The organism is Lonepinella sp. MS14436, from assembly GCF_042470565.1.
GTDB lineage: Bacteria > Pseudomonadota > Gammaproteobacteria > Enterobacterales > Pasteurellaceae > Lonepinella.
Genome location: NZ_CP170385.1, coordinates 472,309 through 499,185, shown reverse-complemented (window position 1 = coordinate 499,185; position 26,877 = coordinate 472,309). Strand labels below are relative to the sequence as shown.

General features: G+C 40.0%; 21 protein-coding genes and 2 tRNA genes. 7 read left to right on the top strand and 16 right to left on the bottom strand.

Annotated features, from left to right (window positions below):
• Nucleotides 1-121: 121 nt before the first annotated feature.
• From deoC to ppx, 5 genes are all read left to right on the top strand, one after another.
• On the top strand, nt 122-796 hold the full coding sequence (gene deoC / locus O1Q81_RS02440; protein ID WP_386698055.1) for a deoxyribose-phosphate aldolase: 675 nt from the start codon (nt 122-124) through the stop codon (nt 794-796).
• Nucleotides 797-820: 24 nt separating this feature from the next.
• Nucleotides 821-1,567: a DNA-binding transcriptional repressor DeoR gene (gene deoR, locus O1Q81_RS02435; protein ID WP_386698054.1), complete on the top strand. Its 747-nt coding sequence runs from the start codon at nt 821-823 to the stop codon at nt 1,565-1,567.
• A gap of 234 nt (nt 1,568-1,801) precedes the next feature.
• A complete protein-coding gene (locus O1Q81_RS02430) occupies nt 1,802-3,640 on the top strand; it encodes an autotransporter assembly complex family protein (RefSeq protein ID WP_386698052.1) in 1,839 nt (612 codons plus the stop codon).
• 2 nt (nt 3,641-3,642) lie between these two features.
• Complete coding sequence (locus O1Q81_RS02425; RefSeq protein ID WP_386698050.1) at nt 3,643-7,554, top strand: translocation/assembly module TamB domain-containing protein; 3,912 nt, start codon at nt 3,643-3,645, stop codon at nt 7,552-7,554.
• Between the two features lie 18 nt (nt 7,555-7,572).
• A complete protein-coding gene (gene ppx, locus O1Q81_RS02420) occupies nt 7,573-9,117 on the top strand; it encodes an exopolyphosphatase (RefSeq protein WP_386695531.1) in 1,545 nt (514 codons plus the stop codon).
• Nucleotides 9,118-9,170: 53 nt separating this feature from the next.
• Here the strand turns inward: ppx and glmS are convergent, their stop codons facing one another.
• From glmS to yiaK, 9 genes are all read right to left on the bottom strand, one after another.
• The gene (gene glmS / locus O1Q81_RS02415) at nt 9,171-11,003 is read right to left on the bottom strand and encodes a glutamine--fructose-6-phosphate transaminase (isomerizing) (protein WP_386698048.1); all 1,833 of its coding nucleotides are present in this window, start codon (nt 11,001-11,003) and stop codon (nt 9,171-9,173) included.
• A 19-nt stretch (nt 11,004-11,022) separates the two neighbouring features.
• Nucleotides 11,023-11,802, bottom strand: coding sequence for a DeoR/GlpR family DNA-binding transcription regulator (locus tag O1Q81_RS02410; RefSeq protein ID WP_386689050.1), 780 nt, complete (start codon nt 11,800-11,802; stop codon nt 11,023-11,025).
• A 147-nt stretch (nt 11,803-11,949) separates the two neighbouring features.
• A complete protein-coding gene (locus tag O1Q81_RS02405) occupies nt 11,950-13,407 on the bottom strand; it encodes an FGGY-family carbohydrate kinase (protein WP_386698046.1) in 1,458 nt (485 codons plus the stop codon).
• A gap of 95 nt (nt 13,408-13,502) precedes the next feature.
• Nucleotides 13,503-14,492, bottom strand: a complete 990-nt coding sequence (locus O1Q81_RS02400; protein WP_386691670.1) for a TRAP transporter substrate-binding protein — start codon at nt 14,490-14,492, stop codon at nt 13,503-13,505.
• Between the two features lie 90 nt (nt 14,493-14,582).
• Nucleotides 14,583-15,572 carry a TRAP transporter substrate-binding protein gene (locus O1Q81_RS02395; protein ID WP_386698044.1) on the bottom strand — a complete coding sequence of 330 codons (990 nt, stop codon included), beginning with the start codon at nt 15,570-15,572 and terminating at the stop codon, nt 14,583-14,585.
• Between the two features lie 40 nt (nt 15,573-15,612).
• Nucleotides 15,613-16,890: a TRAP transporter large permease subunit gene (locus O1Q81_RS02390; RefSeq protein WP_386689042.1), complete on the bottom strand. Its 1,278-nt coding sequence runs from the start codon at nt 16,888-16,890 to the stop codon at nt 15,613-15,615.
• Nucleotides 16,887-17,369 (bottom strand): TRAP transporter small permease, encoded by a 483-nt coding sequence (locus O1Q81_RS02385; RefSeq protein WP_386689040.1) that lies wholly within the window; start codon nt 17,367-17,369, stop codon nt 16,887-16,889. The genes O1Q81_RS02390 and O1Q81_RS02385 overlap by 4 nt, the downstream gene beginning before the upstream one ends.
• A gap of 9 nt (nt 17,370-17,378) precedes the next feature.
• A complete protein-coding gene (locus tag O1Q81_RS02380) occupies nt 17,379-17,840 on the bottom strand; it encodes a YhcH/YjgK/YiaL family protein (RefSeq protein WP_386695521.1) in 462 nt (153 codons plus the stop codon).
• Between the two features lie 75 nt (nt 17,841-17,915).
• On the bottom strand, nt 17,916-18,914 hold the full coding sequence (gene yiaK / locus O1Q81_RS02375; RefSeq protein WP_386698042.1) for a 3-dehydro-L-gulonate 2-dehydrogenase: 999 nt from the start codon (nt 18,912-18,914) through the stop codon (nt 17,916-17,918).
• Nucleotides 18,915-19,115: 201 nt separating this feature from the next.
• Here yiaK and O1Q81_RS02370 point away from each other — a divergent pair, with 201 nt between their 5' ends.
• On the top strand, nt 19,116-19,922 hold the full coding sequence (locus O1Q81_RS02370) for an IclR family transcriptional regulator (protein WP_386689034.1): 807 nt from the start codon (nt 19,116-19,118) through the stop codon (nt 19,920-19,922).
• A 72-nt stretch (nt 19,923-19,994) separates the two neighbouring features.
• Here O1Q81_RS02370 and tkt read toward each other — a convergent pair whose 3' ends face one another.
• The 7 genes from tkt to mutY form a co-directional block, all read right to left on the bottom strand.
• Entirely contained in the window at nt 19,995-21,995 is a 2,001-nt protein-coding gene (gene tkt, locus O1Q81_RS02365) for a transketolase (RefSeq protein WP_386698040.1), read from the bottom strand.
• A gap of 221 nt (nt 21,996-22,216) precedes the next feature.
• A complete protein-coding gene (locus O1Q81_RS02360; protein ID WP_386698038.1) occupies nt 22,217-23,062 on the bottom strand; it encodes a 23S rRNA (adenine(2030)-N(6))-methyltransferase RlmJ in 846 nt (281 codons plus the stop codon).
• Nucleotides 23,063-23,147: 85 nt separating this feature from the next.
• Nucleotides 23,148-23,223: transfer RNA gene (locus tag O1Q81_RS02355), tRNA-Asn, on the bottom strand.
• Between the two features lie 5 nt (nt 23,224-23,228).
• Nucleotides 23,229-23,304, bottom strand: a tRNA-Phe gene (locus tag O1Q81_RS02350).
• Between the two features lie 155 nt (nt 23,305-23,459).
• Entirely contained in the window at nt 23,460-24,539 is a 1,080-nt protein-coding gene (gene mltC, locus O1Q81_RS02345; RefSeq protein WP_386689028.1) for a membrane-bound lytic murein transglycosylase MltC, read from the bottom strand.
• Between the two features lie 10 nt (nt 24,540-24,549).
• Nucleotides 24,550-24,822 carry an oxidative damage protection protein gene (locus O1Q81_RS02340; protein WP_386691656.1) on the bottom strand — a complete coding sequence of 91 codons (273 nt, stop codon included), beginning with the start codon at nt 24,820-24,822 and terminating at the stop codon, nt 24,550-24,552.
• Nucleotides 24,822-25,937 (bottom strand): A/G-specific adenine glycosylase, encoded by a 1,116-nt coding sequence (mutY, locus tag O1Q81_RS02335; protein ID WP_386698036.1) that lies wholly within the window; start codon nt 25,935-25,937, stop codon nt 24,822-24,824. Before mutY ends, O1Q81_RS02340 begins: the two co-directional genes overlap by 1 nt.
• Nucleotides 25,938-26,251: 314 nt before the next feature.
• Here mutY and O1Q81_RS02330 point away from each other — a divergent pair, with 314 nt between their 5' ends.
• Complete coding sequence (locus tag O1Q81_RS02330) at nt 26,252-26,782, top strand: glutathione S-transferase family protein (RefSeq protein WP_386698034.1); 531 nt, start codon at nt 26,252-26,254, stop codon at nt 26,780-26,782.
• Nucleotides 26,783-26,877 lie beyond the last annotated feature (95 nt).

The following is a 26,877-nucleotide window of genomic DNA, read 5'->3' as shown; positions in this document are numbered from 1 at the left end:
TTTTGTATAGTATAAGTCAGACAAAATGTTATTTTTGTGACAAAGATCACAGAATTAAAAGATTTTTACGGTAAAATAAAATTAACATAATCACAAAAAACAACTATAGGAGAAGTTAATTATGCAACCTAATGAATTAGCAAAATTTATCGACCACACAGCGTTAACCGCTGAAAAAACGGAAAAAGATATTGTGCAACTCTGCCAAGAAGCATTAGAACATCATTTTTGTTCGGTGTGTATTAATTCGGGCTATATTCCGTTGGCTAAACAACAGTTGGCTGGTTCTGATGTGAAAATCTGCACAGTGGTAGGTTTTCCATTGGGAGCGAATTTGTCGGCGGTGAAAGCCTTTGAAGCACAGCAAGCTATTGCTGCCGGGGCGGAAGAAATTGATATGGTGATTAATGTGGGTTGGATTAAATCGGGTAAATGGGAAGATGTGCAAGCAGATATTCAAGCTGTATTGAATGCTTGCAACGGCAAAATCTTAAAAGTGATTTTGGAAACCTGTTTGTTAAGCAAAGATGAAATTGTTAAGGCGTGTGAAATTTGCCGTGATTTGGATGTGGGTTTTGTGAAAACATCCACAGGCTTTAACAAAGGTGGGGCGACGGTGGAAGATATTGCGTTGATGCGTCAAACCGTGGGCGAAAAATTGGGCGTGAAAGCTTCAGGTGGAGTACGTGATACCGAAACGGCGATAGCCATGATTAAAGCAGGTGCTAGCCGAATTGGAGCAAGTGCAGGGATTGCAATTATCAGCGGTTTGCAAGATAATCAGGGGGATTATTAATCTCTTACCATAAATGGATCTGTTATGGATAAAAAAAAGCAATCACGTATTCAAAAGTTAGAATTTTTGATCAAGCAAATGGACAAAATCCATCTGCGAGATGCTGCGGATATTCTTAATGTGTCGGAAATGACCATTCGCCGTGATTTAAATTCCAGTACAGGCTCATCTGTTGTATTGCTCGGTGGTTATATTGTGAAAGATCCACAGAAATCCAATGAGAATGGTTATTTGATTTTTGAGCAAGAAACTAAACATATTGCCGAAAAAATGCAAGTGGGAAAACTCGGGGCAGAATTAATACAAGAAAATGATGTCGTATTTTTTGATTGTGGCTCGACAATTCCCTTTATTGCCTCTCAAATTCCTTCTTCACTAAAATTCACCGCACTTTGTTGTTCAATCAATACCTTTTTAATATTGCAAGAAAAGCCAAATTGCGAAGTGATTTTGTGTGGTGGTCATTATTCACGACATAATTCTTTTCTTACTCCGATTCAATTAAGTACCGAACTAGATGCGATTTGTACGAACAAAGCCTTTATTTCGGCAGCAGGCGTAGATATGCACCAAGGGATAACTTGTTTTAGTCTGGACGAAGCCAAAACCAAACAAAGAGCAATGGCAAAAACCCAACGATCTATTTTGATTTTTGACCATTCAAAAATAAATAAAGTGCAACAGGCTTATGTGGGGGATATTAGTCAGTTTGATTTATTTCTTTGTGATCAAACACTTCCAGAAGAATTTTCTATGCTAAATCAATTATAACCTAGATTTCTTGCTGTTTTCGTTGTCAGAGAGAAAGGCACCCTAAGGAAAGCATTATTCTATTGAAATAGAATGATTTTTCCTACTTTTAATATTTATCTTCGTAAACCTAGAAAATAAAATGCTTCGTGGAACTTATCCATATCAAATAAATATTATTCAATAATTGCGAACTATCTTCTTGAACGGTAAACTAACATACTGAGAGAAATAATTTTTTACAGGTTGAGTAAGATGAAATTTAGCAAGAAATTGCTGTCTTTGTTAATATTGAGTTATTTATTGAGCTACCCTGCAATTACCTTGGCAGAACAACAAGGTGATTCATCTAATGCTATGCAAAATACAGCAACAGCAGAAAATCCGTCTGAAAATACACAACAAAATACTGAATCACAAGCAGTTACACCGAAAGTAACTGTGCGTTTGCAAGGTATCCAAGATGAAAAATTAAAAGAGAATGCACAAATCTATATTAATGAAATTGATGCGGAAGAAGCAGACGGTTCAGAGCGTTATCAAGAATTAGTTCGTGCGGCTATCTACAAAGGTTTGCGAGTTTTTGGTTATTATGATTTCCAATTAAAATTCACCTTAGAGCCGAATGGAAAAGAACTGATCGCAAATGTTGAATTGGGCAAGCCAGTGCGGATCGAACAAGCGGACGTGCATATCGAAGGTGATGCGGCAAAAGATGAAGCCTTTTTGACGTTAAATAAGACTCTGCCGAAAAAAGGTGATATTGTTAATCACGAAAGCTATGACGATTATAAAAGTGCGGTGCAAAAATTAGCCGTTCAACGGGGCTACTTTGATGCAGATTTTTCGGTTCATCGTTTAGAAGTGATGCCATCCACCTATCAGGCTTGGTGGCGTTTATTATTTGAAAGCGGTGAACGTTATCGTTACGGTGAATTCCGTTTCCAAAATTCACAAATTCGTGAAGATTATTTACGCAATATGCTAACCCTACAACAGGGCGAACCCTATTTGTTGAATGATGTGTTACAAGCAAATAATGATTATACATCAACAGGTTGGTTTCAGTCGGTAATGATGAAACCGACCTTAAACGAAGAAAATAAAACCGTTGATTTCGATGTGTTGATGTATCCGAAAAAGAAAAATGCCATGGAAGTGGGATTGGGTTATTCTTCAGATGTAGGTCCTCGCTTGCAGTTAGGCTGGAAAAAACCTTGGATTAATGATCGTGGACATAGCTTTTCATCTAATTTCTATATTTCTGATCCGAAACAGACCATTGAGATGTCTTACAAAATGCCACGTTTGAGAAGTCCGTTATATCAATATTATCAATTTAGTGCAGGCATTGAAAACGAGGATGACAGCAGTACCGATACTAAATCTACCGCCATTACCTTTGGGGCATTACGTTATTGGGATCATCCTAGTGGTTGGCAATATTCATGGGGTGTTCGAACTCGTTATGATAAATTTACCCAAGCAGATGTAGAAGATAAAACCTTTTTACTTTATCCAACCGCAAGTATTAGTCATAAATATTTGGAGGGAGGGCTATTTCCAAGTTGGGCACATTCCATCAGTTTAACCGCAGATTGGGGACAAAAAATGTGGCTGTCGGATGTGAATTTTATCAGCCTACGAGCATCAGGTGCAGTGATTAAAACCTTTGCCGAAAATCACCGTTTTGTAGGACGATTAGATCTGGGTTGGTTACATACCGATGACTTGAACCGAATGCCTCCAGCCATGCGTTTCTTTGCAGGGGGCGATCGCAGTGTACGAGGTTATGGTTATAAGAAAATTTCCCCTAAAGATCGCAATGGCAAACTAATCGGGGCATCACGTTTAGCCACCGGATCCCTAGAATATCAATATCAAGTGTATCCAAACTGGTGGCTGGCGACTTTTTATGATGCAGGGTTAGCTGCAAATTCTTATCGTACCGAAGAATTACGTTACGGAGTGGGTGTTGGTGTACGCTGGGCATCACCAGTAGGAGCGGTTAAGTTTGATATTGCCACCCCAGTGCGAGATAAAGATGACAGCAAAAATATTCAATTTTATATTGGATTAGGGGCGGAGATTTAGTGATGACAGAACCAGTTCAACAAAACACACCACAACAAGCCAGTAAAAAAGAAGGTAAAAAAAGCAAAATTTTACACCGCAGTTTAGTCGCAATAGGTGTGTTAGCTGGCATTACCGCACTGGCTGGCGTAGGCATAGCAAGTATTTTAGGCACAGAATCTGGCACGCAATGGGCTGTCGGATTAGCAGAAAAATATGTGGATGGCTTAACTATTGGTGCAGTACAAGGCAAATTACAAAATGGTTTGTTACTGAAAGATGTGCAGTTTCAATCTGATGGTGTACAAACCAATGTCGCTCAGGCGGAATTGCAATTCGATTTTGGTTGTTTACTGAAAGCGGATATTTGTATTGAAAATTTACATTTGCAACAGCCAGTTATTCATCTGGATACCAGCAAATTACCACCGTCCGAACCTGAACAAGAAAAAGAAAATGGTGAAATGCGGCGGATTACCTTACCTGTTTCTATTGCGGTCAAAAATGTAGCAGTAGATAATCTGGCGTTAGGTATTGATAATAATCAGCTACATTTAGGAAAATTCCAAACTGCGGTGTTTTTAAATAATGAAAATGGATTAACCCTTGAACCAACACAACTTAATGATCTCACCTATATTCTAACTAGTTCAAGCGAACCAAAAGACGAGCTTAAACCAGCACAACAAACTAGCGAGCCAGTAAACTGGCAACAAATTGAACAAAGTTTAACGCCAGCATTATTAGCTAACGTTACCGAAATTGTCTTACCATTTGATATACACATACCAGATATTTCAGGTAAAAACTGGCAATATCAACAAGTTACCGATGGTAAACTGGTGCAACAAGTTGATGTGCCAAATGTACAAGTTCAAGCAGATGCCACGGGAACACAAGTCGCATTGCAAACCTTGCAAATTAACAGTTCCATGGGGAATGTTCAGGCTCAAGGGAATATGCAATTAGATCAGGATATGCCGATTAATTTAACGCTACATTCCGATTTAAACCAGTTCAAGCAAGGTAACGAGATTTTATTACCACAATCCACGCTGGATCTTGCCATTACAGGAAATCTGAAAAAAAGCACCGCACTTTCATTAACCACACAAGGTGTCGCCAATGCCACACTAACTGGTGATGTACAACTCAATAACGAAAAAACACCCCTTAATTTAACCCTTGCCGTGTCTGAATTTAGTTACCCTTTTAATAAAACGGACGATCCTCTCAAGGTGCAAAATGTAGATTTAAACATCACGGGTAATTTACTCGATTATGAGGTAAGCCTAAATGGTAAAGCCAAAGGCATGGGGACACCAAATACGGATTTAGCTTTGCAAGCTAAAGGTGGCATTTCGCATACGGATATTGAAAAATTGCAAGTTAATGCGTTAGATGGTTCACTGGGTTTAGTGGGAAAATTAAATTGGCAAAACGGCGTAAAATGGCAAGCCGATACGCTGTTGAATAAAATTAATTTAGGGGCATATTTATCGGCTTTCCCTGCGGTATTGTCGGGCAAATTATCCAACTCTGGGCAAGTGCAAGAAAATCAATGGGCGATTGCCGTACCTGAATTGGATATTCAAGGTAGCTTGTCGAAAAATCCATTAAGCCTAAAAGGTAGCCTCACATCTGACCATAAAATATTGCTTAATACATCACAAATTAGCTTAGATTATGGTGTAAATCATATTGTGGCAAAAGGCAAATTAAGCGAACAATCAGATTTTGCTTTAGACATTAACGCCCCCAATTTAAAAGGCTTGCTACCTGATTTATCTGCATCTTTATTAGGCAAAGCACATATTAAAGGCAATATCACTGAACCCAATTTAGACGTGGATTTAGTCGGCAGTAATATTCAATTCCAAGACTTAAAAATCGCCAATGTTACAGCCAAAGGGAATGTGAATACAGAACAACAAATTCAAGGCAATTTGAATGTAGAATTGAGTGGATTAAATCAAGGCGAGATTAAATTAACCAGTGCCAAACTCACAGCATCTGGTAATGAAAAATCGCACCAGTTACAGTTACGTTCCAGTGGTGAACCTGTGGCAGGGGGATTGAATTTATCGGGCAGTTTTGACCGCAGTTCACAAGTGTGGAAAGGTACTTTAAGCCAAGTGGAGATTAATTCTCCGATTGGAAAAGTGATAAATAGCCAAAATATTGATGTGGCGTTTGATAACAAACAAACCCTTGCCACCATTTCCAGCCATTGTTGGAAACATACGGAAATTGATTTATGTTTTCCACAAACCTTTAAGGCTGGCAAAAATGGTGAAATTCCCTTTGAGTTGAAACGGTTAAATTTAGCTCTAGTGAATAAACTAGCCGAGCAAGATGGTTTATTACAAGGCACTTTACGCAGTAATGGTACCGTGGCATGGAATGAAAATAAACCGTTAAAACTAGATTTACAGCTAGACGGTGACGGTGTGAATGTAGCCAAAAAAATTGACTACCGCACGTTTAAACTCGCTATTCCAAAATTGGCAGTCAATACGCAGTTAGACAATAATAATTTGGTGGTGCAGTCAGATATTCAGATTCAAAATAATGGTCGTATTAATGCTGACGTAAAAATCAATGATATTATCAATGCACGTAAATTATCGGGAGCATTGAATATTGATGGTGTCAACTTAAATATCATGAATCAGTTATTATCCAACGGTGAGCAAATTTCAGGTATGGTGGCATCACACTTGACCTTTGCTGGTGATTTAAATGCCCCACTGTTAAATGGTTCGTTTAATATCAATCAGGTAAAAGCCAAATTAAAAGCCTCGCCAGTGGAAGTTGCTGGTGGTACAGTAGCATTAAATTTCTATGGTAATCGTTCCACCTTGCAAGGCGATGTGCAAACCACGGACAGTCGTTTAGTGCTAGAGGGGGATGCAGATTGGAAAAATATTGAGCAGTGGAACGCTCGAATGAATGCTCAAGCGGATAAATTTTCACTGAATATTCCGTCTATGGCGAAACTACAAATAAGCCCGAATGTAACCGTGAAAGTTACGCCAAAATTATTGGCATTAAGTGGTAATATTGATATTCCTTGGGCGAGAATTGCAGTGGAAAGTTTACCTGAAAGTGCCGTGACCGTCAGTAGCGATGAAGTGATTCTGGATCCCCAAAGTGCGGTGAAAAATCAGAATATTTTTGCCACCAAACAAATGGCAAGCACTACCGAATCTGGCATGTTAATTAGCTCTGATTTGATGATTAATATTGGCAAAGATGTGAATCTGCAAGCCTATGGTTTAGAAAGTAATTTAGAAGGAAAATTATCCGTTAAACAAGAGAAAGGAACATTAGGTTTATACGGACAAATCGATTTAAAAAAAGGACGTTATTCTTCCTTTGGTCAGGATTTGTTAATTCGTAAAGGGCAAATTAGTTTCTCTGGATTACCCTCTCAACCCCTGTTAAACATTGAAGCCATTCGCAATCCAGAAGCCATGGAAGATAGTAAAGTGATTGCGGGGATTAAGGTAACAGGTGTGGCAGACTCACCAACTGTAGATGTTTTCTCCGATCCAAGTATGCCACAGGATCAAGCGTTATCTTATATTTTGACGGGTCGCTCATTAGAAAATAGTGGTGAATCTGGTTCAAGCGGTTCTGTGGGGGCTGCTCTACTCGGCATGGGATTAGCAAAAAGTGGTAAACTAGTCGGTGGTATCGGTGAAACCTTTGGTATTCAAGACTTAAATTTGGGTACATCAGGCGTAGGCGATAGCTCAAAAGTGGTGGTAAGTGGTAGTATTACGCCACGTTTAAAAATTAAATACGGCGTGGGATTATTTGACGGTTTAGCCGAAGTAACCTTGCGTTATCGTTTATTTCCACGATTTTTCTTGCAATCAGTATCTGGGGTAAATCAAGCCTTTGATGTGTTGTATGAATTTGAATTTTAACTTTTTTATGATGGTTGTATGAATAATATTAATTTAATTACCAAAGCCACCGCACTTTCCAAAGGCGAGCAACATCAAGTCAAGGAAATTGCTGCTATTGACTTGGGATCAAACAGTTTTCACATGATTGTGGCACGTATTGTCAACGGTTCGATCCAGATTTTATCTCGCTTAAAGCAAAAAGTGCAGTTGGCAAAAGGATTAGATGAAAACGGTGTATTGGATCAGGACGCTATTACTCGTGGGGTAAATTGTTTAGCCTTGTTTGCTGAACGTTTGCAAGGCTTTCCTGCTGAAAATGTGAATGTGGTTGGCACTTATACGCTACGAAGTGCGGTGAATAATGCAGAATTTTTACGCCAAGCAAGTATGGTGTTTCCTTATCCAATTAATATTATTTCAGGGCAAAGCGAAGCCAAAATGATTTACGCTGGCGTATCACATACCCAACCCGAAAGCGGTCGCAAGCTGGTGATTGATATTGGCGGTGGTTCAACCGAAATGATTATTGGTGAAGACTTTGATCCGATTTTGGCAGAAAGTCGAAATATGGGCTGTGTGAGTTTCGCCAAACAATTTTTCCCAAACGGTGAAATTAACCAAGAAAATTTTGAACAGGCTCGATTAACCGCCTTAAGTCGGATTGCTGATCTGGCAACACCCTATCGTCAGTTGGGCTGGCAATATGTATTGGGTTCATCAGGCACGATTAAAACTGTTCATCAGGTGATCACCGCCACGCTCGATCCAGACGGGATTATCACTGCGGGTCGACTAGATTTTCTGATTGAACGTACACTAAAAGCCACACATTTTGATAATTTAAAACTGGCAGGCTTAAACGAAGAACGAGCAGATGTTTTTGTACCAGGGTTAGCTATTTTGAGTGCGGTATTCGACACTTATCAAATTGAACAAATGCGTTATTCTGACGGGGCATTGCGTGAGGGCGTGATGTACAGCTTAGATAAAAATTTTCAAGTGAAAAATATCCGTCAACGTACGGCTGAAGCCTTAGCGGAACAGTTTAATATTGATCGTATTCAAGCGGAACGAGTTAGCAAAACCGCTGTGCAATTATCTCAACAATTCCACGAATGGCAAGCCAGTGAATTTGCCGAAGAAATGCAAGAAATCTTACTTTGGTCAGCCTTATTGCATGAAGTGGGTATTGTGATTAACCATAAAAATATGCAGAAACATTCGGCATATATTCTATCCAATATGGAATTACCTGGCTTTGATAAGGAACAGCAACGTTTGTTATCAACCTTGGTACGGTTACAATTAAACGGCTTTAGTTTGAACGATATTACGCAATTTTCTCGCTACACACCACAAGACATTCTGGCGTTAATTCGTCTATTACGTTTAGCCATTTTGCTGAATCGTTCTCGTCAAGCGACAGAACACACCAAGCAAATTGCGTTAAAAACGCACCGCACTTTATGGCAACTAGCATTTGAGCCGAATTATCTTGATCGCAATCCATTAGTTCAACAAGATTTGAAATTAGAACAACGATATTTGATTGAGATTGGATTGGAATTAAATATTGAGTAGCAAACAACTAAGGTGCGTAAACACGCACCTTAGTTTTATCTTTTGAATAGATTTTATTCCACTGTCACTGCTTTTGCGAGGTTTCTCGGTTGATCCACGTCGGTGCCTTTAATAATCGCAATATGATAAGACAATAATTGCAACGGTACTGTGTAGAAAATTGGAGCAGTAATTTCATCTACTTTTGGTAATACAATGGTTTTAAAACCTGTGGATTCTTCAAAACCTGCATCATGATCAGCAAACACATAAAGCTGACCACCTCTGGCACGCACTTCTTCAATATTAGATTTCACTTTCTCCAATAAATCATTTTCAGGGGCAACCACTACCACTGGCATTTCGCTATCAATTAAAGCAAGTGGACCATGCTTTAATTCACCTGCCGCATAGGCTTCCGCATGAATATAAGAAATTTCTTTTAATTTCAAGGCTGATTCCATGGCAATAGGATAATATTCGCCACGACCTAAGAATAAAGTATGGTGTTTTTCAGCAAAATCTTCGGATAATTTTTCAATTTGTTTATCAAACACCAACGCACTTTCAATTTGAGCAGGCAAACGTTGTAAAGCCTGTACAATGTGGTGTTCTTGCTCTTCGCTAACATGACCGTTTAAACGACCAAGTGCTACGTTCAACAATAATAAACAGGTTAATTGCGTAGTAAACGCTTTGGTGGAGGCAACACCAATTTCTACACCAGCTTTAGTCATAAAAGCAAAATCCGATTCACGCACTAAAGACGAGCTTGCCACGTTACAAATCGTCATGGCTGCCATATAACCCGATTCTTTGGCTAAACGTAATGCAGCTAAAGTATCTGCGGTTTCACCAGATTGCGACAAGGTAATTAATAAGCTATTCGGACGAGTCACGAATTTACGGTAACGAAATTCTGATGCAATTTCCACATCACAACCTACCCCAGCAATGGACTCAAACCAGTAACGAGCTACCATACCCGCATTGTAAGAGGTTCCACAAGCGACAATTTGCACGTGTTGTACTTTAGATAAAATCTCTGCTGCATTTGGGGCAATAGACTGAATATCCACTTTGCCGTCTTTAATACGACCATCTAAGGTGTTAATAATAGCCACGGGTTGTTCAAAAATTTCTTTTTGCATATAGTGACGATATTGCCCTTTATCCGCCGCATCAGCTTCAAAATTACCCTCGTGAATTTCACGTTCTACAGGTTCACCAGCACGATTAAAAATCGACACATGACGGCGTGTAATTTCAGCGACATCGCCCTCTTCTAAATAAGCAAAACGATGGGTAACACTTAACAATGCCAGCGGATCGGAGGCTAAGAAATTTTCCCCTACGCCATAACCAATGACCAACGGTGAACCAGAACGAGCCACGATTAAACGCTCAGGATCTTGTTCATTCATTACCACTGTGCCATAAGCACCACGTAACTGCACGACAGCCTTTTGGACGGCTTCTAATAAGGTTTTAGCACGACGAAATTCCCATTCCACTAAATGTGCAATAACTTCGGTATCAGTTTGTGATTGGAACACATAACCATGTTGCTGTAATTGTGCTTTTAATTCTTGATAATTTTCAATGATTCCATTATGCACCACCGCAATATGACCTGAACGGTGTGGGTGAGCATTAATTTCGGATGGTTCCCCATGGGTTGCCCAACGTGTATGTGCAATGCCAGTCCCCCCTAATAATGGTTTGGCATTTACTGCATCTTCAAGGGATTTTACTTTGCCAACACGGCGAACAATCTGCATTTTTTTGTCTTCACCTAATACCGCGACACCTGCTGAGTCGTAACCACGATATTCTAAACGGTGTAAACCATCAATTAAGATTTCTGCCACATCACGTTGTGCTACTGCACCTACAATTCCACACATAGTTTGTTTTCCTTATAAATTAAAAATTTTGTTCGGCGACAACCAGTTGTACGCCTAAATCCTGAATAAATTGTTTATCCTGTGCTGATATTTGGTTATCGGTTATCAACACATCTATTTGATCCCAAGTTAATTCTAAATTCGGCATCCGTCTGCCGATTTTTTGGCTTTCCACCATTACAATTACTTCACGACTAACCTCCGCCATCACCTGACTTAACCCGATTAATTCATTAAACGTGGTCGTACCACGTTCTAAATCAATGCCGTCCGCTCCGATAAATAGTTGATCAAAATCGTAGGAACGTAACACTTGCTCGGCGACCTTACCTTGAAAAGACTCGGAATGAGGATCCCAAGTCCCCCCTGTCATTAATAAAGTGGGTTCATTCTCTAACGAACGTAATTCTGTTGCCACTGAAAGGGAATTGGTCATCACTACCAAGTCTTGTTTACCATCCAACTGTTTAATTAACGCTGCCGTGGTGCTACCACTATCCACAATAATTCGATTATGCTCGCGAATCCGTTCCGCTGCCATTTTAGCAATGGCTAACTTTTGTTGTGAAAACAATTCATCTTGCTCCAAAATGTCTTTCGGCATTAAAATTGCTCCGCCATAACGGCGAAGTAAAAAACCGTTGCTTTCTAAAGCGGTGAGATCTTTACGAATAGTCACTTCGGAGATTTCAAAGAATTGCACTAACTGCTCAACACTAACTTCGCCCTGTTGTTGCAACAGCTGCATAATATGTTGACGACGTTGTTGAGTGTTTCGCTGGTTCATATTTCGTTTCATTAGATCTTTTGTCAAAATAAGTTTCGAACCGAAATTATATAGCAGATTATTTTAATGTAAACAAAAAATTTTGGATAAATAAAAATTTAAAAAAAATCACCGCACTTTTCAATCATAAAGCACGGTGATTTCTGCAAGATTTGATATTTATAGCAACCCTTTCAACGCACTAACAAACTGCTGATAACGCTGATATTTTTGCTGATAAGCGGCATAATATTGCGAATTAGGTTGATACACTTGCATATCTGCTTGCAATACCGCAGGCTGTTCAGTCAATCCATCGGCTTGCATTGCCATTAATGCAGCCCCTAAACAACCTGTTTCTTCTACATTTGGCACTTCTAATCGCATAGCGGTGAGATCCGCTAACATTTGCATCCATACTGCCGATTTTGTCGGTCCACCCGTCACTCTTAATACATCGGCTTGTGGAAAACGTTGCAACATACGTTCTAAGTGATACATCAGGCTGAACAACACCCCTTCATACACTGCTTGCAATAAGTGCATTTGAGTATGATGTGCTTGCATACCGTAAAAACCAGCTTGCATACCTAAACCTGCATTTGAACCATAGAGAAACGGCACGAATAACACCGAGCTAGTGGCAGGCGGTAATTGGCTGATGCCTTGATTAATTTCCGCATAATCCACATTACCAAACTGTTTTACAAACCATTCTAAATTGCCTGACGAAGTTGGACTGGCTTCATGCACAATAAATTGGTTCGGTGTAGCATAGCGTCCATACACGAAAGGTATCGTTTGTTTATCATCAATTTCAGCGGTAATACCACTCACCACTGACCAAGTACCTAACACCGCATTAAGTTTCGTTTCATCATCTAATTTGGCACAAAGTGCGGTGGAAACCACATCAAATAATCCACCAACCACGGGAGTCCCTACGGCTAAACCTGACAATTCAGCAGCTTGTTGGGTAACATAGCCTGCAATTTGGTTAGATTTAATAATCGGTGGTAATTGAGAGAAAATTTCTCCAATTCCCAGTAATCTTGCTAGTTCAATATCATATTCGCCCACTTGCATATTATACAAATTGGATTCGGAAATATTGGATTCTTCACAGTGTAGTTGCCCCGTTAAACAGAATCGCAAATAGTCATGGGACATTAATACCGCCCCGATATTAGCATAACGCTCTGGTTGATGTTCTTTCACCCAACGCAAAATCGACACAGGGTGTCCTGTCCATAAGGTTTGGCGAGTGATTGGATAGAGTTTTTGTGGAATACCGTCTGCTTGCCATTGTTTGACAATTTCAAGAGAACGTTGATCAGAGGAAAGAATGGCACGCCCCAAAGGTTGCTTTTGTTTATCTAACAAAAACGCCCCTTTGCCCTGTGCAGAAATGCCAACGCCTTTAATCTGGCTCGATTCTACGCCACTTTGTTGAATGGTTTGACGTACTACCTTGGCACAGACTTGCCATAATTGCTGCATATCTCGTTCAGCGTAACCTGCTTGCTCGCTGATCACAGAAACGTTTTCACGCTGAATGCCGTAAAGTTTGCCTGTTTGGTCAAATAAGGCGGCTTTAACAAAGGTGCCACCACAGTCTATGCCTAAGTAGTAATTCATATTATTGTTCTCGTTATCTTGGGTTTGAACGCCCCCTCAGTCCTTTGGACAGCTCCCCCCACAAGCAAGGGGAGCGAAAAGGGCGATACGCATCGTTATTTTGCTAACGCATCAATCGCTTTAATCAAATCATCGCCATTTTTGTCGATAAAGGATTTACGTACTTTTTCTTCGATCACGGCTTTGAATGGGGCTTGATTGATGGTTTCAGTGACTTCAATCCCTGCTTTACGTAAATTTTCCACGATTTCTTTTTCGTTTTTCACATTAAGATCACGTTGGAATTGTCCTGCTTCTTTAGCAGCTTCCAATAAATCAGCTTGTAATTCAGGTGAAAGCGAATCAAATTTGGCTTTGTTCATCACCACAATTAATGGGGTATAACCATGGTTGGTTAAACTTAAATATTTTTGCACCTCAAATAATTTTGATGACCAGAAAATCCCGACAGGGTGTTCTTGTGCATCAACAGCACGGGTTTCCAAGGCAGTATAAAGTTCCGCGAGTGGCATTGGGACGGGATTACCACCTAACAAACTAAAGGTTTCAATATACATTGGATTTTGGTTAGTGCGTACTTTCAATCCTTTAATATCGTCAGGCTTGGTGACTGGGTGTTTTGAGTTCGAAAATGCACGAAAACCTACGTCCCAAAACGCTAAACCTTTTAAACCTTGTGTTTCAAGGGATTTTAATAAACCTTGCCCAATTTCGCCATCTAAAACTTTAACAACGTGCGAACGATCTTTAAAAATAAACGGAATATCAATCACATTGATCTTCGGTTCTAATCCTGTAAAGTTAGATGAGCTGGACATTTCAATGTCAATGGTACCACCACGCACACCTGCAATCATGGCTTGTGCATTGCCTAACGTACTATCAGGGAAAAGTTTTAATTTGATTTCCCCTTTGGTTTTTTCTTTTAGTAATTCATCAAATTTTTTCGCCGCAATATGCTGGCTGTCGCTACGTGGTGCTTCATAACCAAAACGTAAACTGGTTTCAGCCACCGCATGACTCACTGTAAACATCGTCACTGCGGCGACAAAAGCACTTAAGGTTTTTAAATTAAATCGTTTCATAACATTCTCCGTTTAACAGCAAGTTGGGACTTATTCGGCGAAGTGCGGTACAAAAAATTGTAATTTTTTCACCGCACTTCTGTTTGCTTGCTATTGAGCTAGGGCATCAATCGCTTTAATTAATTCATCACCATTTTTATTGATGAAAGATTGACGTACTTTTTCTTCAATTACCGCTTTGAATGGTGCTTGATCAATGTCTTCAGTCACTTCAACACCAGCTTTACGTAAATTTGCCACAATTTCAGTTTCATTTTTAATGTTCAAATCACGTTGGAATTGTCCAGCTTCTTTGGCAGCTTCAATTAACGCTGTTTGTAATTCTGGTGTGAGTGCATCAAATTTCGCTTTATTCATCGCCACAATTAACGGGGTATAACCGTGATTGGTTAGGCTTAAGAATTTTTGTACTTCATACAGTTTATTTGACCAGAAAATCCCGATTGGGTGTTCTTGAGCATCAACAGCACGGGTTTCTAATGCCGTATAAAGTTCCGCTAATGGCATTGGTACTGGATTACCGCCTAACAAGGTAAAGGCTTCAATGTACATTGGGTTTTGGTTAGTGCGTACTTTCAGACCTTTAATATCTTCAGGTTTAGTCACCGTGTGTTTTGAGTTAGAGAAAGCACGGAAACCTACGTCCCAGAATGCTAACCCTTTGATGCCTTGTGCCTCAAGATCTTTTAATAACCCTTGACCGATTTCACCGTCTAATACTTTGAATGCGTGCGTACGATCTTTAAAAATAAATGGAATATCAATCACATTAAGTTTTTCCACTAACCCTGTAAAGTTCGGTGAACCAGACATTTCAATATCAATGGTACCACCACGCACGCCAGCAATCATGGTTTGCGAGTTACCTAAGGTACTATCTGGGAAAAGTTTTAATTTGATTTCCCCTTTGGTTTTTTCTTTCAATAATTCATCAAATTTTTTCGCCGCAATATGTTGGCTATCAGTGCGTGGTGCTTCATAGCCGAAACGCAAGCTCGTTTCTGCACTGGCATTAGTTGCCACCAACATGGTTGTGGCAGCAACAAAAGCAGCTAAGGTTTTTAAATTAAAAAGTTTCATAAGATTTCTCCATTTGAGAGTTAAGTAAAATGAATTGTTTTTACAGCATCCAACCCAATGGCACTAAAATCAGTGAAGGGAAGAAAATAAACAAGAATAAAACTACAATCATCATTAGCATATAAGGCATAATACCTCTTGCTGCTCGGTCAAACGGCAGTTTTGATACACCCGTGATGACATTTAACACATTACCTACTGGCGGTGTAATTAAACCAATAGACGTATTCAGAATAAACAACACACCAAAATACACAGGATCGATACCCGCTTCTTCCACTAATGGCATTAACACTGGGGTTAAAATTAATACGGTCGGAGTTAAATCCATCACCATACCAATAATAAATACCGCAAACATAATCACAATTAACAACAATGTTGGGCTATCAATTAATGGCTCAAGTAATTCGGTCATCATTTGTGGTAATTCAGCCACAGTGATTAACCAACCTGTTACATTGGCAGCCGCTACCAAGAACATCACCACTGCGGTGGTTTTGCCTGCGGCTAAAATAATGCGATAAAGGTCTTTGATTTTCAGCTCACGATACACGAATAAGGAAATCACTAAAGCATAGAATGCTGCTACTGCCCCTGCTTCGGTTGGGGTGAAAATACCTGAACGGAAACCGCCGATAATAATCACTGGTAACAACAATGCCCAAACACTATTCTTAAAGGAAATACAAAGTTCTTGTTTAGTGGCTTTGGAAAAGGTCATTAAGTTTAAGCGTTTAGCTTGCCACCACCACAATAAGCCTAAGAATATCCCCATCATCACACCGGGGAAAATCCCCGCTAAGAATAATTTGGTAATGGAAACCCCACTGGCTACACCGAATACGATAAATGGAATACTTGGTGGAATAATCGGGGCAATAATACCCGCTGTCCCAATTAAACCAGCAGATTTATCCATTGGATAGCCCGTGGTTTTCATCATTGGTAATAACATGGCAGCCACCGCGGCAGTATCAGCCACTGCAGAGCCTGATAGGCTTGCCATAATCATAGCGGCGATAATGGCTACAAAACCTAAACCGCCTCGTTTATGACCCACCAGCTTCATCGGTAAATCAATAATGCGTTTGGATAAACCACCCTCATTCATAATTTCACCAGCCAGAATAAAGAATGGAATTGCCATTAACGAGAAACTATCGGCACCGCTCACAATTTGTTGGGCTAAGATTTGGGCATCAAACAAATCTAAATGCACCATTAACGCAATGCCACAAATCAATAGGGAAAAGGCTACTGGAATACCGAGTAGAATCGCACCTAATAAAACAGAAAGGAAAATTACAACGGTCATTTGGTTTCTCCTTTGAATACGAGTCCAATTCTAGTCACTAAACGAGCAATAATTAACACACCAATTAATGCACCAGCAACAACCGCAGCAAGGTAGGTTATACCTTGTGGCAATCTTGAAATCGGAGCATAATTCGATAGATTTAGTTGAAACTGTATCCAACCGCCCTCTACGATTAAATAGCAACAAAATAGCATGGCGATGTCTGTCACAATACCCAATAAATTACGTCCTTTTTCTGATAATTTATGGGTTAAAATTGTCACACTCACATGGTGATTTTCACTAAAAGCCAGAATTGCCCCTAAAAAAGCCAACCAAACAAACATATAACGGGAAACTTCTTCAGTGATGTTGATACTGCTATTAAAGCCGTATCGTAATACCACATTAAGAAAAACGAGAATTGACATTGCGGTGAGAATTAACACCACCACAGCTTCAATCGCTTTTCCAACCAATAACGCAAAAGATTTCATTATTGCCTCCTACAGTTCACTCACTGCTACTTTTACCACAATTTTACGGATCAACCCTGTTTCATTTTCAGCACAAGCACCACGGTGAGCATCTTCTGGAAAGAACACCGCAAAATTGCCTGCTTGACACAGAATTTCTTGCTCATTTGGAATAGATTGATAAAACAGAATATCTTTTTCCGCACTATATTCTTCTGCCACAGGGTTATTGCCTAAATCAGGTGCGACCGCCATACGTTCGCTGCCTTTATGCCAATATTGCACATCTAAATATTTACGGTGAACTTCGGGCAGATAGGCTGATTTTGGCTGGGTTTGTAAATCTAACACTTGTACATAACTGTCGCCCTGTAATGGATAGCGACCAGCGGGAAGAGAATCAAAATCGGTATGTTTAAGATAATTCAAGGCTTGTTGAATCGCTTTCGGATAACGGTTCGGCTCGACTTTAGCAATATGACCAAAAAACATAATAGTATCCTTAATGTTGTAAAATTCACGAAAAAGCCACCGCACTTTGAACAAAAAACCAAAGTGCGGTCTAAATTAGAGCGATTTTAATTTTGCCCAAACCGTATCATCTACTGGAATACCATTAGCTTTATTATCGGCTAAAATCGTAGTGAACTCGTGACCTGGTAAACGAACAGGTTGATTTGGATCGACAGGCTCTGCGGTACGCACATAATCCATAATACGATTAAGTTTTGCATCTTTGGTTTTGCTATCAATCAGACGATCCACTTCAATCGCAATAAACACTTGGGAAACGCAATATTCATCATCTTTATCTTCGGTCACCGCCGCGGTAGATTCACCATTAGAAAGCAGTGTTGCAATCATATCTAACACGATCGACAAACCTGATCCTTTCCAGAAACCCATTGGCATTAGACGGCGGTTCTTCTCTACAGTGGCAGGATCACGAGTTGGATTATTATCATCATCAAACCCTGCGTCCACAAAGGTTTGGCGACCTTGTAAACGATGCACTTCTAACATACCGTAAGAATACATAGAACAAGACATATCCACCATGGTAATTGGGCTAGTTGGCACCGCCACGATTAACGGATTAGTTCCGATACGACATTCTTTCGAACCCCAAGGTGGCATTACCGCTAATGCGTTAGTCCAGCACACCCCGATATAGCCTTTTTCTGCTGCTTGCCAGCCATAAGCACCGCCACGCATCCAGTGGTTTGCATTACGTAATGCCACTACACCGATACCATTTTTTGCGGCTAATTCCATCGCTCGATCCATCATTTTCTTAGCTGTTAAGTTACCAATGGCTTGATGAGCGTCCCATTGTTCAATCGCCCCTAAAGATAATTCTTTAGTCGGCTCGGCTTCTGGTTTAATATCGCCGTTTTCGAGTTGTTGAATAAAACGTGGGAAACGGTTTACCCCATGAGAGTAGGCTCCCGCTTGCGTTGTGTCAGCAAATACTGTTGCACATTCTTCTGCAATATCTTCACGTACTTTACGAGAAAGTAAGACACGTTTAAATTCTGCTTTTAATTGTTCATAAGAAACTTTCATGTAGCACCTCAATTTTTTAAATTTCGAATTGTAAAATCACGTTTCATAAATTACACTTATAAGGTAGCAAAGTCAATTTGATACAAAAAATAAAAAACAATATAAATCAATATGTTACTATTTAAATTTCAGAAATGTGAACTAGATCGCATTTTTTCAGAAAGATATTTCATAATATGAAACGCCATCAGGAAGTTGGAGATGATGATGATAAATGAAGAAAAAAACACAGGGAATCAAAGCCTTATTCGTGGACTAAAACTATTGGATCTATTGAGTGATTATCCTAACGGTTGTCCATTAGCCAAATTAGCCGAATTATCGCAACTGAATAAAAGCACGGTACACCGTTTATTGCAAGGTTTGCAAGCAGAGGGCTATATTAAACAAACCAACACTCAAGGCAGTTATCGCTTAACTACTAAATGCCTTAATCTCGGTCAGAAAACGCTTTCTTCCTTTAACATCATCAATTTGGCATCGCCTTATTTAGAACAACTTAACTTAACCCTTGGCGAAACGGTGAATTTTTCCAAACGAGAAGACGACCACGCCATTATGATCTATAAGCTCGAACCGACAACAGGTATGTTAAAAACAAGAGCATATATTGGGCAATATTTACAGCTATATTGTTCTGCCATGGGAAAACTTTATTTAGCTTATGAAAATAACACAAGCTATGTCGTTAATTATTGGCAATCGCATCAAGATACTATTCAGCAATTAACCAAAAATACCATTACAGATTTACACTTAATGCAACAGGAATTAGCGGAAATCCGACAAATTCAATTTGCTATGGATAAGGAAGAAAATGAGCTAGGCGTAGTTTGTGTGGCTTGTCCAGTTTTCGATGCTTTTAATAAAGTGGAATATGCGGTGTCGATTTCTACATCCATCTATCGGCTTAGACAAATGGGAGTAGATTTTTTATTAAGTGAAATTAGAAAAACCGCCTTATTGATTTCAAAAGAATTAGGGTTTGTGGCTGAAATCTCCACCTAAAACAAGAAAGTGCGGTGAAAACTAGAATAATTTTCACCGCACTTTACTAAGATTAATCAAATAGTTAGACTATTACAAAATTTCTTTCGCTTTTGCCACCACGTTTTCTACGGTAAAACCAAATAATTTGAATAATTGGTCGGCTGGGGCAGATTCACCGAAACCGTGCATTGCCACAATACGACCTTCAAAGCCCACATATTTGTACCAGAAGTCTGCGGTTTGTGCTTCAATCGCTACACGTTTGGTAATGTGTTTTGGTAACACGCTTTCACGATAGGCTTCGTCTTGTTTGTCGAACACGTTGGTGCTTGGCATAGAAACCACACGCACTTTTTTGCCTTCGGCTTTTAACACTTCTGCGGCTTTCACGGCTAATTCCACTTCAGAACCCGTAGCAATTAAGATCACATCAGGGTTGTTGCAACCGCAATCTACTAAGATGTAACCACCACGAGCCACGTTAGCTAATTGCTCTGCTGTGCGTGGTTGTTGTGCCAAGTTTTGACGAGTGAAGATTAAGGCACTCGGACCATCTTTGCGTTCTACCGCAGATTTCCATGCCACGGCTGATTCCACTTGATCCGCAGGTCGCCATGTTTCTAAGTTTGGAATTAAACGTAATGCCGCTGTTTGTTCCACAGGTTGATGAGTTGGACCGTCTTCGCCTAAACCGATAGAGTCATGGGTGTAAACGAATAACGCACGTTGTTTCATTAATGCTGCCATACGCACTGCATTGTGAGCGTATTCAAAGAACATTAAGAATGTTGCACCATAAGGAATGAATCCACCGTGTAAGGCAATACCGTTCATAATCGCCGACATACCGAACTCACGCACACCGTAGTTGAGGTAGTTGCCGTCCACATTGGTGGTTGCACGAATGGGTTTTGAACCTGACCATAGGGTTAAGTTTGAACTAGCTAAGTCTGCTGAACCGCCTAAGAATTCTGGTAAAATGTGTGCATAGGCTTCAATCGCATTTTGTGAGGCTTTACGGCTCGCAATAGAAGCAGGGTTAGCTTGTAATTTTTCCACAAAGGCTTGGCTTTCGGCTGCCCAGTTGGCTGGTAATTCACCGCTCACACGGCGTTTAAATTCTGCTGCAAGTTCTGGATAGGCTTTTGCATAAGCGGCAAATTTTTCGTTCCATGCCACTTCCGCTGTTTGACCTTTGGCTTTCGCATCCCATTCTGCATAAATATCCGCTGGGATTTCAAATGGGGCATAATCCCATTCTAATGCTTTACGGGTTAAGGCAATTTCTTCATCACCTAATGGCGCACCATGGCAATCGTGCGAAGCTGATTTGTTTGGTGAACCGTAACCGATAATGGTTTTACAGATAATCAAGGTTGGTTTATTGGTTTCTGCTTGAGCTTTTTTCACCGCTTCGGCAATTTGTTGTGGATTATGACCATCAATCGCTGGGATCACTTGCCAACCGTAGGCTTCAAAACGTTTTTGGGTATCATCAGTGAACCAACCGTCAACATGACCATCAATGGAAATATTGTTGTCGTCATAGAATGCGATTAATTTGCCTAAGCCTAACGTTCCCGCTAATGAACAGGCTTCGTGTGAAACCCCTTCCATTAAACAGCCATCACCTAAGAACACATAAGTAAAGTGATCCACAATATCGTGACCTGCACGGTTAAATTGACCCGCTAAGGTTTTTTCTGCGATCGCCATACCCACTGCATTGGTGATACCTTGACCCAATGGACCTGTGGTCGTTTCTACCCCTGGGGCATAACCATATTCAGGGTGACCTGGAGTTTTAGAATGTAATTGACGGAAATTTTTTAAATCTTCGATAGAAAGATCATAGCCTGTTAAATGTAACAAACTGTAAATCAACATCGAACCATGTCCATTAGATAACACAAAGCGGTCACGATCTGCCCATTTTGGATTGGTTGGGTTATGTTTTAAAAATCCACGCCATAATACTTCGGCAATGTCCGCCATACCCATCGGGGCACCAGGGTGACCTGATTTTGCTTTTTGAACAGCGTCCATACTTAAAAAACGGATTGCATTTGCAAGTTGTTTTTGCGTTGCCATTGTTTACTCCTGATTAATGAGATTGAATGAATATAAACTGATTTTTATTTTACCTGATTTTTCAGGGTAAAAGGTAAATTAATACGATTGATTTTATAGATAGCATTTAAAATGTGATCAAGATCACATTTTTATGGTGTATTAAGGGGGATTTGGAGTAAAAAGTGCGGTGAAAAATTTCAATATTTCCCACCACACTTTAACCAATAGGAACAAATTGGCTATTCAGGTGTAATCCAACTGACTTTCCAGCTACCCGTATTTTCAGGCACTAAAGTCTTGACTAAATAAGGTAAAAGCTGTTTCATTTGGCTTTCTAATTGCCATGGTGGATTAATCACAATCATGCCACTGGCGGTCATACCACGCTGATCGCTATCAGGACGAACTGCCAATTCAATTTGCAGAATTTTGCGAATCCCTGTGTCTTCTAACCCTTTGATGATTCGTTTCGTTTGTTGGCGTAACACCACGGGATACCAAATGGCGTAAATACCTGTGGCAAAACGTTTATAACCCTCCACAATGGCTTGCACCACCAGATCATAATCTTCTTTCAATTCATAAGGTGGATCGATTAAGACCAGACCACGGCGTTCTTTGGGGGGAAGCGTAGCTTTAAGCTGTTGAAAACCGTTATCTCGTTTAGTGGTAATATTGTCGTATTCCTTAAACGTGTTACGCAATAACGGATAATCAGCAGGGTGTAATTCGGTGAATAATGCCCGATCTTGTTCTCGCAACATTAAAGCAGCAATAAACGGTGAACCTGCGTAATAGCGTAATTCTTTGCCGCCATAATTGAGCTTTTTAATTAAATTCACATAACGTTGGATTTCTTCAGGCAAATCTTTTTGTTCCCAAAGACGTGCAATACCCTCAAGATATTCGGCTGTTTTTTCGGCTTCTTCACTGAATAAACGGTATTTCCCCACACCTGCGTGCGTGTCTAAATAATAAAAGCCTTTGTCTTTTTGTTGCAGATTTTCAATGATCAACATTTGTACAATATGCTTAAGTACATCGGCGTGATTGCCTGCGTGGAAACTATGGCGGTAACTTAACATGGGATACCCTTTTTGCTTTGATTTTAACTTTTCTAAATAAGCGAAAACCCTGATGACTTTTTACAATCATCAGGGCTTTAGAATATGGCTCCTCCTGCGGGACTCGAACCTGCGACATATGGATTAACAGTCCACCGTTCTACCGACTGAACTAAGGAGGAAAAGATGGTGCCTCGAGGCGGAATCGAACCACCGACACGGGGATTTTCAATCCCCTGCTCTACCGACTGAGCTATCGAGGCGTAACGCTTACTGCGTCAACACGGGGCGTATTAAACCGTATTTACGCCTTTCGGTCAATAGTTATTTTACAAAAAAATCTGAAATTTGTCTGTTTGCTTGTTTAATATGCAAAAAATCCTCAAAACGCCCCGCACTTGTACGTACGGGACTGATCTTATCTCACTCTGCGATAACTCTGTTGAGCCTTATCTACTTTCAGCAAATAATTACGAGCCTGTGATGACGGATGAGCCGTGGTTAAAATACGATACACCTGTTCTGGCTGCATACGATTAATTTGATAAATCGCTTCATCTCTATCATAACTAAATACACGTAATACCGCACCAGCACCACTGTTATACGCTGAAATCATGGCATAACGCATAGAAGTTGGATTTTCAATACCTGCTAAATAATCATTTTTTAACAACCATAAATAAGATACACCAGCGTCCACATTTTTAGCTGGATCAAATAAATAACTCTTACTTGGTTGACCTGAAAGTCCTTTCATTTTAAATACATCTCGACCCGCACTATGTGGCACAACCTGCATTAATCCTAACGCATTTGCATAACTAATCGCATAAGGGTTGAAACTTGATTCAGTTTGCATAATGCCTAAAATCAAACTCTCATCAATACCATATTGACGAGATGATTTACGTACAAATGGCAAATATGCTCTAGCACGCACATTAACGTGATTCGCAATCATTTGAATACTAACAAACTGCACAGATCGCCCATTGCTTAATGTTCGTTTTTGTAATCTATTTTGAATTAAATAGCTGGCAAAATTATTCGCCGTATTAAGATCTCTAATAGGTTGACCAAAGTTATTGACAACCTGACCAACTAAGAATGGACGAGTACTGATAGGTACATCACCCGAAGCAAATAAATCAATCCCTTTTGCATCAGACCCCATTAATAAAGTATGCACAATAGCACTATGTAAACGATTCACGTCCGCTAAGGTTTCAATATTAATTTGACCTTCCTCAAAGCTAATATGGCTACGGGTATAATAACTATCAGTATATTTTACATAGTCTTTACGACTCGCCACTAACAGCTCATTTACGCCCCAGATCTGGTCAATATTCTGTGAAAATTGCCCAGTAAGTAAATCTAAACCATGCGTATCCTTAGCAAAGGCATCATCATAATTACGATCTTGATTTGATGAACAAGCATACAAAAAAGGAATAATCGCCAACACGGCTAATTTTTTTAAAGAAATCTTCATCATATTTATTTTATTTTGATTGTGGAACATAACCTTCAATATGCACCTCTTTTCCTTCAAACAAAAAATTCACCATTTCTTGCTCTAATAACTGACGATGCTCAGGGTTCATCATATTTAATTTTTTTTCATTAACTAGCATGGTTTGCTTTTTCATCCATTCGCCCCAAGCCTGTTTACTGATATTATCGAAAATACGCTTACCTAATTCGCCTGGGTAAAGCTGAAAATCTAATCCTTCTGCCTGTTGCTTTAAATAAGCACAAAATACGGTTCTTGCCATTATAATTTTCTCTTATAAAATTCTGTTAATAAATTCTTGACTGGCGTAGCGAGTCCAATTTGATCTGGATTAGCTGGATCATACCAATATTTGTTACTTGGTGATACAGTAAATTGATATTCTGCTGGCTTTTCTGCAATTTTTTTCCATTTCGTGCGATCTTCGTCACATTTTTTGCCATGAAGTTCCGCATAAATTGGATAAATATCTAAATGAAAATGACTAAAAGTATGTCGAAATGCCGTCCATTCTTGATATTGGTGAATACCTTGTGTAGCTAAATATTGTAACAATTCTGTTTTGGTTGGAAATTGTGGAAAACAATACAGCCCGCCCCACAAGCCAGAATGCTCACGTTGTTCTAATGCGACTTTGCCTTGACAGCTCAAAATTAAAAAATAACTTGTGCATGCTGGTAAGGTCTTTTTGGTTTTTTTATTTGGGTAATCCATCCAACAATTTGTTAAATTTGCACCGCACTTTTGACTAATTGGACACAAATCACACTTCGGTTTTGAACGCGTACAAACCATTGCCCCAATATCCATCATCGCCTGATTAAAATCCGCCACTCGATCTTGCGGTGTCACTTGCTCGCTTAATGCCCATAATTTACTTTCGACTTTCTTGTCCCCCGTCCAACCATCAACAAGAAAGAAACGAGATAAAACACGTTTTACATTACCATCTAAAATAGCATAGGGCTGATTTAACACCGAAGATAAAATAGCACCAGCGGTACTTCGCCCGATACCCGACAATGCCAGTACTTGCTCAAATTGCGTAGGAAATTGTCCTTGATATTCATCACGAATTTGCTGTGCTGCCTTGTGCAAATTTCTGGCTCGAGCGTAATAACCTAAACCAGTCCACAAATGCAACACTTCATCAAGGGGAGCATTAGCAAGTGCGGTGATATTTGGAAAAGTTTTAATAAACCGCTCAAAATAAGGGATTACCGTTGCCACCTGCGTTTGTTGTAACATCACTTCCGACAACCACACCGCATACAGGGTTTTATCCTGCTGCCACGGCAAATGCTTGCGTCCAAATCGGTCAAACCAATTTAGTATGGCGTTGGCAAAAGGAGGTGTGGAATGGGATTGAGCGGTCATAACGTTAAAAATGCGATTAAATGGGAGTGAATTCTAACACAACCGAAAAAGATATCCAAAACTGTAATTATTGAACACTAGCTGACACGGTGTGAAGTTCAAAAGGATATATGCAGGCGGTGTAGACGTGTAAAAGAAAAGCTATCTAAAACCTTTAAAATATGCTAAAACTAAAATAAGCATTTAAGGCATTCATTCACTGCACCATCAAGGAGCAATCCCATGCAATACACCCTTTACCCCCCCCCTTTTAATGTGGCAGAAATGTCGTTTGGGTACTCAAAGAATGCGGTGCAGACTATCAAGTCAAGCTGGTGCAGTTTGGCGAACAGATGAAATCTGCCGAGTATCTGGCGGTTAATCCGCAAGGACAAGTGCCTGCCTTAAAGGTTGGCGATACGGTTTTAACCGAAACGGTTGCCATTTTGACCTTTTTAGCCGAGCAGTTCCCCGACAAAGGGCTGATACCGCCCGCAGGCAGCATTGAACGTGGCGAATTTTACCGCTGGCTGTGTTTGTCCATTCATTTGGAATACGCACTGATGGATAAATTTATGCAGGTAAACATTGATGCCGACCGCCAAAAAATGATTGGCTACGGCAATCCTGATGTATTACTGGATACCTTACGTCAGCATTTGAGCGGACGCACATTTATCCTTGGCAATCAGTTTAGCATCTTGGATTTACATTTCAGTAGCTTGATTATTCAATTCACCCGCAAACAGCACGTGCTGTCTGCCGATGACAGCATACTGCAACACTACGCCACCGCCCATTTGGCACGCCCCGCCTTTGCCGAAACCATGGCTTGGGCAGAGCTGGCGGTAAAAGAAATGGCATAAGGCAATGTAAGTCGGACACTTGCAAGCCTGTGGCACGCAAGCAGTCCGACAAGCCTTAACGTCTTAATTAAGGTCGGATTTAACAATCCGACCCA

Excerpts from the sequence above, each read along its gene's own strand:
- O1Q81_RS02430 (WP_386698052.1), top strand. The coding sequence starts at position 1,802 with ATGAAATTTAGCAAGAAATTGCTGTCTTTGTTAATATTGAGTTATTTA.
- mltC (WP_386689028.1), bottom strand. The coding sequence starts at position 24,539 with ATGAAGATTTCTTTAAAAAAATTAGCCGTGTTGGCGATTATTCCTTTT.
- O1Q81_RS02370 (WP_386689034.1), top strand. The coding sequence starts at position 19,116 with ATGATGATGATAAATGAAGAAAAAAACACAGGGAATCAAAGCCTTATT.
- O1Q81_RS02380 (WP_386695521.1), bottom strand. The coding sequence starts at position 17,840 with ATGTTTTTTGGTCATATTGCTAAAGTCGAGCCGAACCGTTATCCGAAA.
- mutY (WP_386698036.1), bottom strand. The coding sequence starts at position 25,937 with ATGACCGCTCAATCCCATTCCACACCTCCTTTTGCCAACGCCATACTA.
- O1Q81_RS02425 (WP_386698050.1), top strand. The coding sequence starts at position 3,643 with ATGACAGAACCAGTTCAACAAAACACACCACAACAAGCCAGTAAAAAA.
- O1Q81_RS02395 (WP_386698044.1), bottom strand. The coding sequence starts at position 15,572 with ATGAAACTTTTTAATTTAAAAACCTTAGCTGCTTTTGTTGCTGCCACA.
- deoR (WP_386698054.1), top strand. The coding sequence starts at position 821 with ATGGATAAAAAAAAGCAATCACGTATTCAAAAGTTAGAATTTTTGATC.
- glmS (WP_386698048.1), bottom strand. The coding sequence starts at position 11,003 with ATGTGTGGAATTGTAGGTGCAGTAGCACAACGTGATGTGGCAGAAATC.
- ppx (WP_386695531.1), top strand. The coding sequence starts at position 7,573 with ATGAATAATATTAATTTAATTACCAAAGCCACCGCACTTTCCAAAGGC.
- O1Q81_RS02410 (WP_386689050.1), bottom strand. The coding sequence starts at position 11,802 with ATGAAACGAAATATGAACCAGCGAAACACTCAACAACGTCGTCAACAT.
- O1Q81_RS02360 (WP_386698038.1), bottom strand. The coding sequence starts at position 23,062 with ATGTTAAGTTACCGCCATAGTTTCCACGCAGGCAATCACGCCGATGTA.
- deoC (WP_386698055.1), top strand. The coding sequence starts at position 122 with ATGCAACCTAATGAATTAGCAAAATTTATCGACCACACAGCGTTAACC.
- O1Q81_RS02400 (WP_386691670.1), bottom strand. The coding sequence starts at position 14,492 with ATGAAACGATTTAATTTAAAAACCTTAAGTGCTTTTGTCGCCGCAGTG.
- O1Q81_RS02405 (WP_386698046.1), bottom strand. The coding sequence starts at position 13,407 with ATGAATTACTACTTAGGCATAGACTGTGGTGGCACCTTTGTTAAAGCC.
- O1Q81_RS02340 (WP_386691656.1), bottom strand. The coding sequence starts at position 24,822 with ATGGCAAGAACCGTATTTTGTGCTTATTTAAAGCAACAGGCAGAAGGA.
- tkt (WP_386698040.1), bottom strand. The coding sequence starts at position 21,995 with ATGGCAACGCAAAAACAACTTGCAAATGCAATCCGTTTTTTAAGTATG.
- O1Q81_RS02385 (WP_386689040.1), bottom strand. The coding sequence starts at position 17,369 with ATGAAATCTTTTGCGTTATTGGTTGGAAAAGCGATTGAAGCTGTGGTG.
- yiaK (WP_386698042.1), bottom strand. The coding sequence starts at position 18,914 with ATGAAAGTTTCTTATGAACAATTAAAAGCAGAATTTAAACGTGTCTTA.
- O1Q81_RS02390 (WP_386689042.1), bottom strand. The coding sequence starts at position 16,890 with ATGACCGTTGTAATTTTCCTTTCTGTTTTATTAGGTGCGATTCTACTC.